The 16,814-nt window shown below is 74.1% G+C and carries 12 protein-coding genes; 7 read left to right on the top strand and 5 right to left on the bottom strand.

The features are described from left to right. Window position 1 precedes the first annotated feature (1 nt). Window positions 2–3,301, top strand: a complete 3,300-nt coding sequence (locus tag AB0G01_RS07000) for an error-prone DNA polymerase (protein ID WP_360940577.1) — start codon at window positions 2–4, stop codon at window positions 3,299–3,301. A gap of 221 nt (window positions 3,302–3,522) precedes the next feature. Then, window positions 3,523–4,455, top strand: coding sequence for an alpha/beta hydrolase (locus tag AB0G01_RS06995; protein ID WP_360940575.1), 933 nt, complete (start codon window positions 3,523–3,525; stop codon window positions 4,453–4,455). 113 nt (window positions 4,456–4,568) lie between these two features. Here the strand turns inward: AB0G01_RS06995 and AB0G01_RS06990 are convergent, their stop codons facing one another. Then, a complete protein-coding gene (locus AB0G01_RS06990) occupies window positions 4,569–4,985 on the bottom strand; it encodes a hypothetical protein (RefSeq protein ID WP_360940573.1) in 417 nt (138 codons plus the stop codon). A gap of 127 nt (window positions 4,986–5,112) precedes the next feature. Further along, the gene (locus tag AB0G01_RS06985) at window positions 5,113–5,673 is read right to left on the bottom strand and encodes a dihydrofolate reductase family protein (RefSeq protein ID WP_360940571.1); all 561 of its coding nucleotides are present in this window, start codon (window positions 5,671–5,673) and stop codon (window positions 5,113–5,115) included. Between the two features lie 64 nt (window positions 5,674–5,737). Here AB0G01_RS06985 and AB0G01_RS06980 point away from each other — a divergent pair, with 64 nt between their 5' ends. After that, window positions 5,738–6,328 (top strand): TetR family transcriptional regulator, encoded by a 591-nt coding sequence (locus tag AB0G01_RS06980; protein WP_360940569.1) that lies wholly within the window; start codon window positions 5,738–5,740, stop codon window positions 6,326–6,328. Here the strand turns inward: AB0G01_RS06980 and AB0G01_RS06975 are convergent. From AB0G01_RS06975 to AB0G01_RS06965, 3 genes are read right to left on the bottom strand one after another with little or no spacing between them, the layout of a single operon-like run. Continuing rightward, window positions 6,325–6,618: a DUF3017 domain-containing protein gene (locus tag AB0G01_RS06975; RefSeq protein WP_360941259.1), complete on the bottom strand. Its 294-nt coding sequence runs from the start codon at window positions 6,616–6,618 to the stop codon at window positions 6,325–6,327. The two genes, AB0G01_RS06980 and AB0G01_RS06975, sit on opposite strands and share 4 nt — an antisense overlap. Window positions 6,619–6,638: 20 nt before the next feature. After that, a complete protein-coding gene (locus AB0G01_RS06970; protein ID WP_360940567.1) occupies window positions 6,639–7,496 on the bottom strand; it encodes a bifunctional methylenetetrahydrofolate dehydrogenase/methenyltetrahydrofolate cyclohydrolase in 858 nt (285 codons plus the stop codon). Next, window positions 7,493–8,401 (bottom strand): DMT family transporter, encoded by a 909-nt coding sequence (locus tag AB0G01_RS06965; protein ID WP_360941256.1) that lies wholly within the window; start codon window positions 8,399–8,401, stop codon window positions 7,493–7,495. Before AB0G01_RS06965 ends, AB0G01_RS06970 begins: the two co-directional genes overlap by 4 nt. A gap of 62 nt (window positions 8,402–8,463) precedes the next feature. On the opposite strand from AB0G01_RS06965, the gene AB0G01_RS06960 reads away from it, so the two are divergent. Genes AB0G01_RS06960 through AB0G01_RS06945 form a run of 4 tightly spaced genes read left to right on the top strand, consistent with a single transcriptional unit; the run spans window position 8,464 to window position 16,739 of the window. Beyond that, a complete protein-coding gene (locus AB0G01_RS06960; RefSeq protein WP_360940565.1) occupies window positions 8,464–8,781 on the top strand; it encodes a WXG100 family type VII secretion target in 318 nt (105 codons plus the stop codon). A 23-nt stretch (window positions 8,782–8,804) separates the two neighbouring features. Continuing rightward, complete coding sequence (locus AB0G01_RS06955) at window positions 8,805–14,801, top strand: glycohydrolase toxin TNT-related protein (RefSeq protein WP_360940563.1); 5,997 nt, start codon at window positions 8,805–8,807, stop codon at window positions 14,799–14,801. Next, window positions 14,764–15,234 carry a hypothetical protein gene (locus AB0G01_RS06950; protein WP_360940561.1) on the top strand — a complete coding sequence of 157 codons (471 nt, stop codon included), beginning with the start codon at window positions 14,764–14,766 and terminating at the stop codon, window positions 15,232–15,234. The genes AB0G01_RS06955 and AB0G01_RS06950 overlap by 38 nt, the downstream gene beginning before the upstream one ends. Beyond that, entirely contained in the window at window positions 15,231–16,739 is a 1,509-nt protein-coding gene (locus AB0G01_RS06945; protein ID WP_360940559.1) for a glycohydrolase toxin TNT-related protein, read from the top strand. The genes AB0G01_RS06950 and AB0G01_RS06945 overlap by 4 nt, the downstream gene beginning before the upstream one ends. The last annotated feature ends 75 nt before the right edge of the window (window positions 16,740–16,814 follow it).

The raw sequence follows: 16,814 nt of genomic DNA, 5'->3' as shown, positions 1-16,814 counted from the left end.
GGTGGGCCGGAACAACCCGCCGGTCCGCCGGCCGGAGCTGGAACGCGCACCGTCCGGCACGCCCCGCCAACGGCCGGACGGCGGCGACGGCCCGGCGTGGACGCGCCGGCGGGAGCGGTACGAGGCCCCGCCGGAGTTCGCGGTCAAGGTCGACGAGCTGGGCGCGACCCGGCCTCGCGTGCCGTACGTGGAGCTGCACTGCCACTCCAACTTCAGCTTCCTGGACGGCGCGAGCCACCCCGAGGAGCTGGTGGAGGCGGCGCAGCAGCTCGGCCTGGACGGCATCGCGATCACCGACCACGACGGCTTGTACGGCGTGGTGCGGTTCGCCGAGGCGGCCCGGGAGCTCGGCGTGCGGACCGTGTTCGGCACCGAGCTGAGCCTGGGGCTCTCCGCGCCGCAGAACGGCGTCCCGGACCCGGAGGGCGAACACCTCCTGCTGCTGGCGACCGGTCGGGACGGCTACCACGCGCTGTGCCGCACCATCACCACCGGCCACCTCGCGGAGGGCGGCGAGAAGGGCCGCCCGGTCTACTCGCTGGAGGAGGTCGTCGCGGACACCCGCGACGAGTGCGTGGTGCTCACCGGGTGCCGCAAGGGCGCGGTGCGCCGGGCGCTGGCCGAAGACGGGCCGGAGGCGGCGTACGGGCAGTTGCGCCGGCTGGTCGGGCTGTACGGCGCGGACCGGGTTTTCGTGGAGCTGACCGACCACGGCTACCCCGAGGACGGGCCGCGCAACGACCTGCTGTGGGGGATGGCGCACGAACTGGGGTTGCCGACCGTGGCGACGAACGCCGTGCACTACGCGGTGCCCGCGCGCGGGCGGCTGGCGGCGGTGATGGCGGCGGTGCGGGCGCGGCGGAGCCTGGACGAGATCGCGGGCTGGCTGCCGCCGGGGCGCACGGCGTGCCTGCGGTCGGGCGAGGAGATGGCCCGCCGGTTCGCCCGGTTCCCCGGCGCGGTGCACCGCGCCGCCGTGCTGGGGTTGCGGTGCCAGTTCGACCTGAAGCTGATCGCGCCGGAGCTGCCGCCGTTCGACGTGCCGGCGGGCGAGGACGAGAACAGCCACCTGCGCGCGCTCGCGTACGCGGGCGCGGCCCGCCGCTACGGCTCGCCCGAGCGGAACCCGAAGGCGTACCGGCAGGTGGAGCACGAGCTCCGGATCATCGAGGAGCTGGGCTTCCCGGGCTACTTCCTGGTGGTGCACGACATCGTCCGGTTCTGCCGGGAGCACGACATCCTCTGCCAGGGCCGGGGTTCGGCGGCGAACTCCGCCGTCTGCTACGCCCTGGGCATCACCAACGTCGACGCGGTCCGCTTCGACCTGCTCTTCGAGCGCTTCCTCGCCCCGGCCCGCGACGGCCCGCCGGACATCGACCTGGACATCGAGTCCGGCCGCCGCGAGGAGGCGATCCAGTACGTCTACCGGAAGTACGGCCGCCGGCACGCCGCGCAGGTCGCGAACGTCATCAGCTACCGCGCGCGCTCGGCGATCCGGGACGTGGCACGGGCGTTGGGCCACTCGGCGGGGCAGCAGGACGCGTGGAGCGGGCAGGTCGACCGGTGGGGGCCGCTGCGGACCGCCGTGGAGGGGGGCGGTGTCCCCGGTCCGGTGCTGGAGCTGGCCGCGCAACTGGAGAACGTCCCGCGCCACCTGGGCATCCACTCCGGCGGGATGGTGATCTGCGACCGCCCGGTGAGCGAGGTGTGCCCGGTCGAGCGCGGCCGGCTGGCGGACCGCACGGTGTTGCAGTGGGACAAGGACGACTGCGCGTCCATCGGCCTGGTGAAGTTCGACCTGCTGGGCCTGGGGATGCTGTCGGCGCTGCACCACGCGATCGACCTGGTGCGCGAGAACGAGGGCGTCGAGGTCGACGTGGGCGGGCTGGACCTGGCGGACCAGAACGTCTACCGGATGCTGCGGCGCGCCGATGCCGTCGGCGTGTTCCAGGTCGAGAGCCGCGCCCAGATGGCCACCCTGCCCCGGCTCAAGCCCCGGGAGTTCTACGACCTGGTGGTCGAGGTGGCGCTGATCCGGCCGGGGCCCATCCAGGGCGGCTCGGTGCACCCCTACATCCGCCGCCGCAACGGGGTCGAGGAGTGGGAGCACGACCACCCGCTGCTGGCCAACGCGCTGGAGAAGACCCTCGGCGTGCCGCTGTTCCAGGAGCAGCTCATGCAGATCGCGGTGGACGTCGCGGACTTCACCCCGGCGGAAGCCGACGAGCTGCGCCGGGCGATGGGCGCGAAGCGCTCCACGCACCGGATGGAACGCCTGCGCGAGCGGTTCCACCGGGGTGCGCGGGCGAACGGCCTGGACGCGGAACTGGCCGACCGGATCTACGCGAAGCTGGTGGCGTTCGCCGACTTCGGCTTCCCGGAGAGCCACGCGCTGAGCTTCGCGCACCTGGTGTTCGTCAGCGCGTGGTTCAAGCTCTACCACCCGGCGGCGTTCTGCGCGGCGCTGCTCCGGGCGCAGCCGATGGGGTTCTACTCGCCGCAGTCACTGGTCGCGGACGCCCGGCGGCACGGCGTCCGGGTGCTCGGCCCGGACGTGAACGCGAGCCTCCCGCACGCCGCGCTGGAGCGCGTCGACGGGGAGCAGGCCGTCCGCATCGGCCTGGCCGGCGTCCGCACGGTGGGGCAGCGGGTGGCCGAGTCGATCGTCGCGGAGCGCCGGGCCGGGCCGTACCGGGACGTGGCGGACTTCGGCGGCCGGGTCCGGCTGTCCGCGCCGCAGGCCGAGGCGCTGGCCACCGCGGGCGCGTTCGGGTGCTTCGACCTGGACCGGCGGTCGGCGCTGTGGGCGGCGGGCGCGATCGCCGGCATCCGCCCCGACCGGCTGCCGGGCACCACCGTGGGCACCGAGGCCCCGCCGCTGCCCGGCATGGACGAGGTGGAGCTGGCGGTGGCCGACGTGTGGGCGATGAACCTGTCCCCGGACAGCTTCCCGACCCAGTTCGTCCGGGAGCACCTGACCGGTCTGGGCGCGCTGACGACCGCCGCGCTGGCGGACGCGCCGGACCGGGCCCGGGTCCTGGTGGGCGGGGCCGTGACGCACCGCCAGCGCCCGGCGACCGCCGGCGGCGTCACGTTCCTGAACCTGGAGGACGAGACCGGCATGGTCAACGTGGTGTGCACCGCCGGCCTGTGGGCCCGGTACCGCCGGATCGCCCGGTCCAGCGCGGCGCTGCTGGTCCGGGGCGTGCTGGAGAACGTGGAGGGCGTGGTCAGCTTGCGGGCCGAGCGCTTGCAGGCCTTGGCCCTGCGGATTCCCTCGCGCTCGCGGGACTTCCGCTGAGCGGTCCGGCACGTCCCCGCGCAGGTCGGCGCGCACCGCGTCGGCGTCCCGGAGGAAATGTCTCCGCTTTTTCCGGTGCGCCGCCTGCCGAGGGCCGGTCTTGTCCGCGATTCGTCCTACGGTGCCGTCAACCGATCGGGCCGCACCCCACTCGGTGATCCGCCGCAGGACTCGATTCCGGCGTTCGCCGGTGCGGCCCGACAGCCGAGGAGAAAAATTCGATGTTCGATCCAGCCGATTTTCCCGAGCCCACCACCGTGCCCGTCAACGGGGTGGAACTCGAAGTCTTCGAGGCCGGCCGGCACAACGCCGGAAAACCCGTCGTGCTCTGCCACGGCTGGCCGGAGCTCGCCTTTTCCTGGCGTCACCAGGTACCTGCCCTGGTCGCCGCGGGCTACCACGTCATCGTCCCGAACCAGCGGGGCTACGGGAACTCGTCCCGGCCGACCGAGGTGACCGATTACGACATCGAGCACCTGACGGGTGATCTGGTCGCACTCCTCGATCACCACAGATACGAGGATGCGACTTTCGTCGGTCACGACTGGGGTGCGATGGTCGTCTGGGGAATGACCCTGCTGCACCCGAGCCGGGTGGACAAGGTGGTCAACCTGAGCCTGCCCTACCTCGAACGCGGGGAGAGGCCGTGGGTCGAGGTGATGGAGGACGTGCTCGGCGACGACTTCTACTTCGTCCACTTCAACCGGCAGCCGGGCGTCGCGGATGCCGTGCTCGACCAGAACACCGCCCGCTTCCTGCGCAACCTGTACCGGAAGAACGAGTCCCCGGCCGAGCCGAAGCCGGGTATGTGGTTGCTCGACCTGGCCAAAGCGGAAACCCCCCTCGGCGAGCCGGTGATGAGCGACCGCGAACTGGCCGTCTTCGTCTCCGCTTTCGAATCCTCGGGGTTCACCGGCGGTATCAACTGGTACCGGAACCTCGACCGCAACTGGCGCTTGTTGGCGGACGTGGACCCGATCGTCCGGCAGCCCACGCTCATGATCTACGGCGACCGGGACGTGGTCGCGCGGGCGGACAACCTGGCCGAGTTCGTGCCCGACGTGGAGGTGGTCAGCCTCGATTGCGGTCATTGGATCCAGCAGGAGAAGCCGGAGGAGACGAACCGGGCGCTGGTGGGGTGGCTGGAGCGGTAGGCGGTCGGCCGCCGACGGCGGCGCGGTCGTCCCGGCGGGCCCACCGGGACGACCGCGACGCGGTGTTCTGCGGAGCGCGGCCCCTTCGCCGGGCCACGCCGGCGGTCACCGGGTCACACGCAGGAGTGCCCGATCACCTGCGGCTGCTCCAGCGGGTCGGTGGGGTCGACGTAGGTGACGATGTGCACGCAGATGTGGTCGATGGCCGGGGTGGTCTGCGGGTAGACGTTGAAGTCCTGCCAGGTGTCCCCGCCGTCGACCCACCGGGCCTCCCAGGGGTTGCTGTCCGCCACGCTGCCCGCGAACACGGTGACGTCGACGTACACGTACCGGGTGTCGGTGCAGTCGACCGTCCAGTCGGCGGAGCGCGCCGAAGGGTTGATCGAGATGTTCGTGGTGGTGCAGCCGGACAACGCGGTCGCGGTGCCGGTGGCCGCGACCGAGGTGCCGGTCGAGGCGGTGAGCGCGCCGGCCGCCACGGCCACCGCCGCGACGGTCCGGACGACGCTCTTGCCGATGGATTTCCGCACAATGCCCCCATTGCGAGATTGGTCTGGACCTCTTGAGGATGGCCGGCGCGCGGTGGAACTCCTACCGCCGTCCGGGGGCGTCCACCGTCACAGTCCGCCGGCCTTGCCAATCGCACGTCCTGTGTGGTTACGCCGCCGCGTAGGTCGTGAACAGGACGCCGGAGGCGAACGACCGCGTGCCGGTCAGGGCGAACCGCGCCGCCGGGAACCCGCCGTCGAACAGCGGGATGCCGCGTCCGAGGACGACGGGGTGGACCTTGAGCACCAGCCGGTCGATCTCCGGCAGCAGCGCGGCGGCCAGCTTGCCGCCGCCGCACAGCCAGATGTCCAGCCCGTCCTCGGCCTTGAGCTCGCGGACCTTCGCGAGCACGTCGCCGGACACGACCTCGACGTCGGGCGGCGTGTCGCGGAGCGTGGTGGACACGACGTACTGCCGCAGGTGCGGGTACGGGCTGGGCAGTCCGCCCGGCACCTGGTAGGTGGACCGGCCCAGGAGCACGGTGTCGAAGTTCGGGTTCGGCACGTCGATGCCGAGCGCCTCGCGGAGCTGGGCGGGCAGGGCGTCCGGGTGCTCCTCGACCAGCGCCGCCATGTGGTCGCCCTCGAACAGGAAGTCGCCGAAGCCCCCGTCCTCGGCGGCGATGAAACCGTCGAGGGTGGTGGCGACCAGGTAGATCAGGTTTCGCATGTGCTCCCTCTCCTAACCACTCCGACTGTAGTACTCTGTCTGTAGTGGTTGTCAAGGAGGAGACGTGGTCAGGAACGCGGCCCGGCGGACGGCGCTGGTCGACGCGGCGATCGGGGTGCTGGCGCTGGAGGGTGCGCGGGGCTTGACGTTCCGCGCCGTGGACGCGGCGGCGGGCGTGCCGGCCGGTACCGCGTCCAACTACTTCGCCAACCGGGACGACCTGCTGCGCCAGGCCGGCGAGCACATCCACGTCCGGCTCCGGCCCGACCCCGAGCGGCTCGCCGCCACCCTGCGGGGGCACCGGGACAAGGCGCTGGTGGTCGAGCTGATGAAGGACGTCCTCGCCCGGCTCTCCCACGACCGCGCGGGCTACCTGGCCCTGCTGGAACTGCGCCTGGAGGCGACCCGGCGGCCCGGCTTGAGGGCGGAGCTGACCGCCACGATCAGCCGCGACCTGGAGGACAACCTCCGCCACCACCACGAACTGGGCCTGCCGGGCGACCGGACCACCGTCGTCGCGCTCTACCTGGCGATGACGGGTCTCGTGGTCGAACACCTGACCCTGCCCGACATCCTGCCGCCGGACACCCTGGACGACCTGATCGGCGCGCTGGTCGACCGGCTCCAGCCCCGCGACGGGCCGCAAGCGGACTAGCGGCTCAGCGGGCCGCCGATGATGGTCATCGCGACACCGATCACCGCGATGCCCAGGCCCGAGTACAGCAGCGCGTCCACGCCCCGACCGCGGATCGCGATCAGGCCCGCCTGCTCGTCGGTCACCAGGACCCGCAGCAGCGCCGCGAGCAGCAGCGCCACGCCGATCAGCACCGCGCCCTGCCGCCAGTGGTACTGCACCACCCGCAGGAGCCCCAGCCCGACCACGCCCAGCACCAGCGCGAACGGCAGGTGCTGCCCCGCCGCGGACCGCCAGCGCTGCTCCGGCATGAGCTCCACCGCTTCCGCCCTCAGCCCGTCACGAGGTCGCGCTCCGCGGCCTCGACCGTGTTGGTCAACAGCATGGCGATGGTCATGGGTCCCGCGCCACCGGGGATCGGCGCGAGGAACCCGGCGACCTCGGCCACGTCCGGGTGCACGTCGCCGACCAGGCCCGACTCGGTGCGGGTGATGCCGACGTCGACCACGGCCGCGCCGGGCTTGACCATGTCCGCGGTGATCAGTCCGGGGCTGCCCGCGCCCGCCACCACGATGTCCGCCCGCCGCACCTCGGCCGCCAGGTCCTTCGTGCCGGTGTGGCACAGGGTGACCGTGGCGTTCTCGCTGCGCCGGGTCAGCAGCAGGCCGATCGGCCGGCCGACCGTCACGCCGCGACCCACGACGGTCACGTTCGCGCCCGCGATCGGCACCTCGTACCGGCGCAGCAGCTCGACCACGCCGCGCGGCGTGGCGGGGAGCGGGGCCTCGTCGCCGAGCACCAGCTTGCCCAGGTTGACCGGGTGCAGGCCGTCGCCGTCCTTGCGCGGGTCGATGCGCTCCAGGACCGCGTTCGCGTCCAGGTGCTTCGGCAGCGGGAGCTGCACGATGTAGGCGGTGCAGGCCGGGTCGGCGTTGAGCTCGTCGATGACGGCTTCCAGCCGCTCCTGCGTGGTGTCGGCGGGCAGGTCGCGGCGGATCGACGTGATGCCGACCTTCGCGCACGCGGTGTGCTTGCCCTTGACGTACGAGTGCGATCCGGGGTCGTCGCCGACCAGCACGGTGGCCAACCCCGGCGTCACCCCCCGCTCGGCCAGCGCCGCGACCCGCGCGCGGAGGTCTTCGAAGATCGAGTCCCGGGTGGTCCTGCCGTTGAGGATCGTCGCCGTCACGTGCCCCATCCTCCCACCCCCGCCCGCGCCCGGTCGCGCCGCCGGGCCGGCAGCGCGGCGATGCCGACCGCCACCAGCGTCAACGCCGTGCCGACGACCGTCGTCACGGACAACGACACCCCCGTCGGCACCACCGCGTCCACCGCGAGCGCGCCCACCAGTTGCCCGGCCACCTGACCCAGGCCGACCAGCAGCACCCCGCTCCAGCGCACCGCGAGCACCGCCGTGCCGATGACCACGATCCCCAGCGCGCCACCCGCGTACAGCCACGGCTCGGCCGGCGCGGCGGCGGGCAGGCCGCGCACCGCGACGTCCACCGCGCACACGACGACCAGCACCGCCGTGCCGGTGGCGAAGTTGACCAGCGTCGTCACCCGCGTGCTCCGCGCGGCCTCCCGCACCAGCCCGTTCACCGCCTGCTGCCAGCCGAGCCCGAACCCGGCCAGCGCGGGCAGCAGCGCGGGCCACAGCGCCTCCGGCCGACCGAACTCCTCGGCCACCGAGACCCCGACCGCGACCACCGCGAGCGCCGCGCCGAAGACCCGGGGCGCGGTGAACCGCCGCACCCCGGCGGGCCCCAGCCCCGCCCGGTCGACCAGGAGGCTGCTCACCACCTGCGCCGCGACCACGGCCACGGTGAACGTCGCGACGCCCAGCACCGGGACGGTGAACCCCTGGGTGGACACGAAGAACGCCCCGCACGCCCCGCCGAGGCACTGCCACCAGCGGATACCGCCCTGCCGCAGCACGTCGCGCAGCCGCACCAGCCCCACCCGGCCGGCGCGCGTCGCGGGCACCACGGCCAGCAGCAGCACCAGCCCGCCGACGAACGACACGAGCGCCGCGAGCACGCCGTCACCGAACTCGTACCCGAGCTGCCCGTTGAGCCGGCCTTGGACCGCCAGGAACAGCCCGCGCAGCAGCCGGACGACGAGGACGGCGACAGCTTCATGGACAGGAGTGGCTGGTGACCGGCGGCGGATTCCAGGTCGACGTTCCCGGGATGCGCCGGGGCGCGGCCCAGTTCAGCGGGTCGGGTGACTCGCTCGACAGCGTGTTCCAGCAGCTCGACGGCGCGTTGCGGGCCGAGGGGCAGTGCTGGGGCGGTGACGAGTCGGGGCAGGCCTTCGCCAAGAACTACGTGCCCAACTCGACGGCCACGCTCGACGCGTTCAAGAACCTCGCGAAGGCGTTGCAGGACATCCGGACGGGTGTCGACCAGTCGGCCGACACCTACGAGGGCGTCGACCAGGGCAACGCGACCGGGATCTCCCGGACCTACTGACGGACTTACTGAGGGGCACTGCGGTGGGCATCGAGATCCCGAGCGAGGTCACCTGGCTCTTCCCGATCGTGGTCGGGCAGAGCTGGCCGGAGGGTGACGAGACGGCGTTGCGGCGCATGGCCGACGCCTACCGCACCGCCGCACAGGGCGTGAAGTCGGTGATCGACGAGGCGAACGGCGCGGCGTCGACGGTGATGGGCAGCCAGACCGGCGAAGCCGTCCAGCGGTTCGAGGAGTACTGGAAGAAGTTCGCCGACGGCGACGAGTCCTACCTCCCGAAGTTGCAGAAGATCTGCGAGCAGCTCGCGGAGAGCTGCGACAACACCGCGCTCGAAGTCGAGTACACCAAGCTCTCGATCATCGCGTCGCTGATCGCGCTGGCCATCGAGATCGCCGCCCTCGTCGCCGCCGCGTTCGGCACGTTCGGCGCGACCACGGCGGGCATCCCCATCGCCCAGCAGGCGACCCGCCTGATCGTGCAGTTCACCTTCCGCCAGCTCATCCTCGCGATCCTCAAGGAGGTCGCGATCTCGGTCGGCATCGACGCGGCCATCCAGGGCATCCAGGTGCTCAACGGCGACCGCGAGAACTGGGACTGGGGCAAGACCGGCGAGGCCGCCGTGTCCGGCGCGGTCTCCGGCCTGGTCGGCGGCGTGTCCGGCGGGCTCAAGTTCGAGGGCGGCGGCCTGCCCGGCCAGGTGGCGGCCGGGGCGACGCGCGGCGCGGTCGAGGGCGCGGTGTCCACGGTCGGCACCGCCGCCGTGCTGGGCCAGGACATCAGCGCCCGCGACGTGCTGATGGGCGCGTCGGCCGGTGCGGTCTCGGGCGGGATCGGCGGTGCCAAGGATGGCATCACCGTGGAAGCGCCGAGGGTGCAGCCCGGCGGTCCGGGCGGCCCGCCCGACCTGGGCCCGGTGTCCCCGCCGCCCACGATCGGCAACCCCTCGGCCACCCCCGGCGGCGCACCGACCCCCGGCGGCGCACCCGGTGGCACGCCGGGCGGCCCGACCGTGAACCGCGACGGCCTGAACCGCCCCGCCGGCGGCGACTCGACGACCGCGTCGTCCGTGACGGCCCCGCCCGCGCCGGCGGCGACGGTGGGCGCACCGCCCAGGATCGGCGGCGACACCGCACCCGCCCCCGGCGGCACGTCCACCCCGGCCGGCTTCTCCGGAGCGCCGGCGACCGCCCCGATCTCCCGCCCCGGCGGCGGTTCCCTGCCCACCGCGCCCGGCACCGGCGGCACACCCTCGATCAGCAACCGCCTGGGAGCCGGCGGCCCCACCCCCGCCGGCGCGACGCCCGGAGGTGCCGCTCCCGGAGGTGCCGCTCCTGGTGGTGGTGCGCCCGGCGGCACGCCCCGCCTCCCCGGTGCCGCAGGTGTTCCCGGCGCGACCCCGCACCTCACCCCCGGCGGTCCGGGCCTCGGCGCGACCCCCGGCGGCGCGACCCCCGGCGCGCCGGGCAGCACGGCGCACGGCACGGCTCCGGGCACGTCTCCTGGCAGTACGGCCGGGGGACGCGTTCCCGGCGGACTCCCGGGCGGACTGCCCGGCGGCACGGGCGTGCCCGGAGGCTCGTCGTTCAACCCCGGCTCCACCCCCGGCCACAGCACTCCCGGCGGTTCGGGCCTGAGCACGACTCCCGGAGGCTCGACTCCGGGTGGCACGACTCCGGCACCCGGCGGGACAACCCCCGGCGCGCCAGGCGGTGCCACTCCCGGCGGACAGGTTCCCGGCGCTCCCGCGACCCCTGGCATCCCCACCACTCCCGGCGGCGCGGTGCCCGGTGCCGGCCCGGTTCCCGGTGGCTCGGTGCCTGGTGGCCCGGTGCCTGGTGGCTCGGTGCCTGGTACCGGTCCGGTTCCCGGTATCACCGGTGGTCCGACTCCCGGGGCGGCTCCGACCAGCGGCGTGGCTCCGCTGGCTCCTCCCGCAGGCGGGGCGGCCGGCGGTCCCGTGCCCGGTGGGCCGGGTACGTCCGGTCCGGCTCCGGCCGGTCCGGGTGTGGGCTCGGCGGCCGGCATGGGTGCGCCCATGGCCGGTGGTGCCGGCTTCGCGCCTCCTCCCGCAGGTGGCGGGGCAGGCGGTGGCGGTGGGCGCGGACCTTCCGCGCCGACGTCGTCCGGCTTCTTCTCGGACCCGAACCCCGGCGGCCACGACCAGACCGTGCACGGCACGGACGCGGTCAGCGCCAGCTCGATGACCGGAGCGCCGGTCCAGCCGTTCCGCGAGACCGGCCCCGCGCCGCAGCACAGCGCGCCGGTCATGCCCGAACAGCGCGGCCCGTCCGGACCGCCCGCCGGGGGGTTCGGTCCCCAGCCCGGTGGTTTCGGTCCCCAGCCGGGCGGCTTCGGCCCCACCGGTCCCCAGCCGGGTGCGGGCGCACCTCCGCAGCCCGGCGCGGGCGCGCCACCGGCCCGCCCCGACGCCTCCGCACCGGCACAGCGCCCCGCGCCGGGGTCCGCCCCGACGACCCCGCGCGCAGACCTGGGCACCGCCCCGCGCACCGACGCACCCGCCTCGCGCGGCACCGACTCGCCGGCTTCGCGCGGCCCGGAAGCCCCCGCCTCGCGCGGCACCGACACGCCTCCGACCGACACCACGCCGACCACCGACCGCCCGGCCCCGACGCCCGAAACGTCCCCGGTCACCGACACCCCGGCAACCGACACCCAGGCCACGGCACCGGACAGCCCCACCCCCGACGCCACCCCGGACAGCTCCAACCCCGACAGCCCCACCCCGGACACGGTCGGCGCGCCCGGTGACGAGCATTCGCCCGCCTCCAGCCACGAGTGGCCCGCCGACACCGACCCGGCCCCCGCCACCACCCCGGCCCCCGCCACGGACCCGTTCCCGCACAAGGGGGTCTGGGGCAACCCGGCCGGTGTCGTGCCGGGCTTCTCCCACGACGGCCCGTTCCACTCCGTCCACGACAGCACCGGCCCGGCGGACCGCGAGGTCGGCACCTACGACCAGCGCGCCGCCGCGATCATCGAGCCGACCTACCAGCCCTACGGCCCGCACGGCAGCTACCAGCCGTTCATCGACGCCCACTCCCACCCGGACGGCTCGATCGCGTGGCCCGTGAACCAGGGCGCGGACGGTCCCCGCGTGGTCGTGGAACTCCCCGCCGGCACGGTCCTGGACCGGTTCGGCAGCCCGAACGGCGACTTCCTCTCGCCGCTGCGCCCGGACGGTCGGCCGTACGGCTTCGGGGAGCGCGCGATCCTCCCCGACAGCCTGGGCAAGGGCTACCACGTCTACGTCCTGGACGCCCCGCTCACCGTCGAGCTCGCGCAGGTCGCCCCGGCGTTCGACCAGCCCGGCGGCGCGCGCCAGCTCCAGCCCGTCGTGGACCCGTCGCTGATCGACCCCGCCACCGGTCAGATGAGCGTGCAACGCCTGCTCGACCTGGGCGTGCTGCACGAGGTGGACGTGCCCCCGGCGGACGGCCGCGTGCTCGCCCCGGACTTCGGCACGTTCGACCGCGACGGCAACGTCCTGCGCCCCGACGCGGCGACCGTCGCGGACGCCCGGCGCGGTGCGTTCGACGACTACACCCCGGCCGACGGCCCGGCGTCGCACACCCCGAACCCGGACCTCGGCCCGGTCTCCCACCAGGGTCCGGTCCCGCTGGGCGAGGTGTCCCAGCGGGTCGACCAGGCGATCCGGAACAGCCAGGTCACGGACGCGGGCGTGGCCCTGCACACCGAGGACCGGTTGCGCGACCTGTCCGGCCGCATCCCGGGCACGGACGGGCACGCGCTGCTCGACGTCCACACCGACGGCGACGGCGTCCGGATCGGCGACACCCACTACACGCGGGCCGAGCTGGTCGACCTGATCGACAACCACCCGGACCTCGCGAACCGGCCGATCACGTTCGTCGGCTGCGACGCGGGCGCGGGCGGCGCGGACAGCCTGGCCTCCTACGTGGCCCGGGAGACCGGTCAGCCGGTGACCGCGCCGGACACCCTGGCCTGGTCCGACCGGCACGGCAACCTCTACGCGAGCTCGCCGACCGGAACCGGCGGCCCGAGGATCCCGCCGGACGGCGGCTGGCACACGTTCGACCCGGACGGCACCAGCGCGCCGGCCGGCGAGCACGGCATGCCGCCCGGCCACGAGCCGAAGGGCGACCTGGTGACCGACGACCAGGCGCACCGCGGTCGGCAGGACGTCGAACCGCAGGTGCAGACCCCGTGGCAGGAGCCGGAGACGCGGCACCGCGAGACCGTGCGGCTGGGCGCGGACCAGTCGCTGTTCGACGGCCGCGAGCTGCCCCGCGACACCCGCATCGAGGTGCGGGACCCGCACGGCGAGGTCCGCACGGTCGTGCACGTCGACGCGGACGGCGGGGTCCACGTCGACGCGATCGCGCCGAACACCCGGCACGGCGACAACCCGGAGGTCCGGCACCCCGCGCCGGACGCCCACTACCGCGTGGAGACCGGCCACCGGCAGGACGCGTTCGTGGCCAACGCCGACGGCACCCGGCAGACCACCGGCGACACGATCAGGGTCGGTGGCCGGGAGGTCCCGATCCAGCGGACCGTGCTCGTCGAGACGCCGCCGACCCCGGCGAACGGCCGCGTCGTGGTCGACCGGGGCCACCCGCTGGCCCCGAGGCCGGGGGAGGCGTTCACCGCCCGCGCGGACCTGCCGCCGGACACCCGGCTGGAGGTCTACGACACGGCCGGCGACTACCGCGGCACGGTGCAGACCGACGCGGACGGCCGGCCGAAGTGGATCGCCGCACCGGACCACCTCGGCGACACCCGCAACCCCGAGGTCACGCACCCGGTCGGCGGCGCGAACTACAACATCGACCGAGGCCCGCTGCACCAGGAGTTCACCACCGACGCGGCCGGCCACCCGCAGAACGCGGTGGACGGCACCGCGCCGGAGGCCCGCCACCAGCGGTCGGTGGGCGACCTGGGGCAGGGCGAGCCGTTCAGCCGGCCCGGCCAGGTGCACGACGCGAACACCGAGTTCACCGTCACCGACGAGCACGGCCAGCGGCGCGGCCGGTTCATCACCGACGACGCCGGGCACGTGGTGTTCGAGGAGACCCACTCGGGCCAGCGCAGCCGGGTCAACACCGAGATCACCCAGGCCCCGGCGGGCGCGCACATCACCTCCGACGGCTTCTACGGGCTCGGCCGCGCCGAGCAGCCCGCGCGGACCTGGCCCGCGCCCGCCGGCGGCGAGGTCCGGCTCCAGGCGCAGCGGACCAGGGTCGACGGCGAGTACCAGCACTCGGTGCAGGTCGTCGGCGGCATCCCGGCGCACTGGACGCCCGCCCAGGTCGCGGCGGTGACCGCGCCGTTCACCAACGCGAGCCCGTTCTCGGCCCGCCCGGACCTGCCGCCGAACACCCGGTTCACCCTCGACGACCACCAGAAGCAGGGCTACGGCACGTTCCAGACCGGCGACGGCGGCGCGGTGTCGCACCTGCACACGTTCCGCCCGTTCAGCCCGGACCTGAACCTGCCGCTGCCCAACGCCACGCTGACCGCCGACCACGGCATGTGGCGGGGCCGGACCAACGGCGACGGCGAGACCGTCGCCACCACCGGCCGGCCGGACATCTCCTCGGGCGGCGCGATCCGCCGGGACGGCAGCGCCCAGATCGAGGTGGGCAACCACGGCGAGGTCGACGGCAACGGGAAGAAGCTGTCCGACGGCGGCCACCACCAGGGCAACGAGCTGGGCTTCCCGGCCGAGGCGGCGAACCAGTCCAGCCAGCAGCGCGACCAGAACCAGGGCAACGGCCGGCCGGCGTTCGCCTCCGCCGAGACCTGGCACCGGATGGAACGGGACCGGTCGAAGTTCATCAAGGCCGGCGGTACGGTCGAGATCATCGACACCTTCGCCCTGCGCGACCCGCTCCAGCGCCACCCGCACACGTACCAGACCCGGTGGCGTGTGACGCTCGCCGACGGCACGACCGAGATCTACGTCAGGAGCTACCCGAATGAGCACAACGCAGCCCTCTGGCCCGCCGAGTTCTGAGCAGCGGCACGACGAGCTGCTCCAGCGCATCGGCGGCCTGCTGCTGACCGCCGCTCCCGAGGACTTCCGGCGCATCGACCTGCTGGTGAAGATGACGGTCGCGGTGCAGGACCTGGCGCTGACGGTGTACCGGCCGGACGGGTCGACGCCGGAGGTGCTGCCGCCGGAGGAGCTGACGCGGGCGTTCCAGGAGATGCGCCAGGTGCTGTACCAGCCGGGGCGCGGCGCGTGGTTCTCCTGCCGGTGCGTGGTCAACGCACCGGTGCGGATCGACATCACCTACAACTTCGACCACGACCCGCGGTTCGAGCCGCCGGTCCCGGCCGAGGACTTCGCCCGTGACCTGCTGGTCTTCCCCCGCGACGAGGGCTTCGTCCCGGACTGGCTGCGGGCGAAGCTGGCCGAGGCCGCTACCGAGGAGCAGAACGCATGACCGCGCCGCAGTTGAACGTCGAGGACCAGAACGCGATCCTCGGCTCGGTCACCACGCTGCTCGTGCAGCGGCTGCCCGGCGACTGGGAGCAGCTCTTCGTGGACTTCCGGGTGGTCGGCCGGTACGTGGAGGCCGAGACGTCCGGGCTGACCATGTTCGGCGGCTCATTCCCGTGGCAGCTCCCGGACGAGGCGCTGCCGTTCCTGCTCCAGCTCCGCGAGGGCATGGCGCGCCCGGACCGGGGCACCTGGTTCTCGCTGAAGTTCCACCTGGTGCACCCGGACACGTACTCGGTGGAGTTCAACCGGGACCACGAGCCCACCTGGACGTCCCCGCCGCCCGCCGCCGCCTACGCGGAGGAACTGGAGCTGCACCCGCGCGAGAACCCGCCGGACTGGCTGCGCGCCCACCTCGCCGGTGCCCCGGCCGCGCCCACGTCCGAGCTGATCGCCGCGCCGCTGTTCGACGGCGTGGACGCCGAGGGCGTGCCCACGCACGACCGGCCGGCCGTGCACCCGCAGGAGCTCGACGACCTGCTCGCGTACCTGGAGGGCGCACCGCTGGTGCTGGCCGCCCGGTCGTACGGCGCGGACGCGTTCAAGCCGGACGCGACGCCCGCCGTGCCCATGTCGTTCCACACCGACGGCGCGTGGGTGTGGCCCGGTGGCGTCGCCTACTACCTGCGCCACCACCACATCGCCCCGGTGCCGCAGCTCGTGCAGCACATCCGGGACAACGGCTACGCGGTGCCGCCGGTCGACCCGGCCGCCGAGAGCGCCGCCACGGCGGTCGCCACCGGCCAGGTCGCGGGCGCGCCGCTGCCGGAGCACACCCCCCGGGTGATCACGGACGCGGACCAGCGGGCGCTGGACCACCTGAAGGCCCGCCTCGACCACTACGGCGTCGGCGAGGGCGAGTACGGCATCGTGGAACCGAAGCCGGACGCCCTGGTGCTGGAGCCCGCGCCCGGTCCGGTCGGCTGGCAGGTCCAGTTCTGGGACGCGAACCGGGGCCCGCACGGCCACCCGAGGGTCTACGAGCACGCCGTGGACGCGGCCAAGGCCCTCCTCGCCCAGCTCCTGTGGCGCGACGACCTGGACGCGGCCCGGTCCGGCGGCCAGGTGCCGGCGGTGCGGCCGGTGGCCGACATCCAGCCGATGGCCGACGAGCCGCCGCTGTCGCTGTTCCGCGACCGGGAGGCCGTGGTGGTGCCGCCGGGCACCGAGCTGGACCGGTTCGGCGCGGAGACCGGCAACCTCGTGTACGCGGCCGGGACCATGTACGGCAACCGATCGCTGCCACCTGATTGGCTGAATCGTCGCTACCACGTGTATCGGGTGCAGAAGCCGGTGCCCGCGCTCAAGGGCGTGGCGGTGCCGTGGTTCGGGCAGGTCGGCGGCGGGACCGGGTACTTCCTCGCCCAGGCCGTGCGCGACCTGCTGGCCGATGGCAGCCTGGTGGAGGTGGCGGAAGCGGGTGCCGAGCCGCCGACACCGAAGGTCTGATTCCGGTCGCGCCGCGTGGTTCGTCCGTTCGGCGCAGCGGGGTCACGTGCGGGCACGGGGAGTCGCGGGGGAAGA

It is taken from the genome of Actinosynnema sp. NPDC023587, assembly GCF_040640215.1.
Lineage (GTDB): Bacteria > Actinomycetota > Actinomycetes > Mycobacteriales > Pseudonocardiaceae > Actinosynnema.
This window is presented reverse-complemented; position numbering and strand designations above follow the sequence as displayed.

Bases quoted from the DNA above. Each gene is read 5' to 3' on its own strand.
- AB0G01_RS06995 (WP_360940575.1), top strand. From the start codon at position 3,523: ATGTTCGATCCAGCCGATTTTCCCGAGCCCACCACCGTGCCCGTCAAC.
- AB0G01_RS06950 (WP_360940561.1), top strand. From the start codon at position 14,764: ATGAGCACAACGCAGCCCTCTGGCCCGCCGAGTTCTGAGCAGCGGCAC.
- AB0G01_RS06975 (WP_360941259.1), bottom strand. From the start codon at position 6,618: ATGCCGGAGCAGCGCTGGCGGTCCGCGGCGGGGCAGCACCTGCCGTTC.
- AB0G01_RS06985 (WP_360940571.1), bottom strand. From the start codon at position 5,673: ATGCGAAACCTGATCTACCTGGTCGCCACCACCCTCGACGGTTTCATC.
- AB0G01_RS06945 (WP_360940559.1), top strand. From the start codon at position 15,231: ATGACCGCGCCGCAGTTGAACGTCGAGGACCAGAACGCGATCCTCGGC.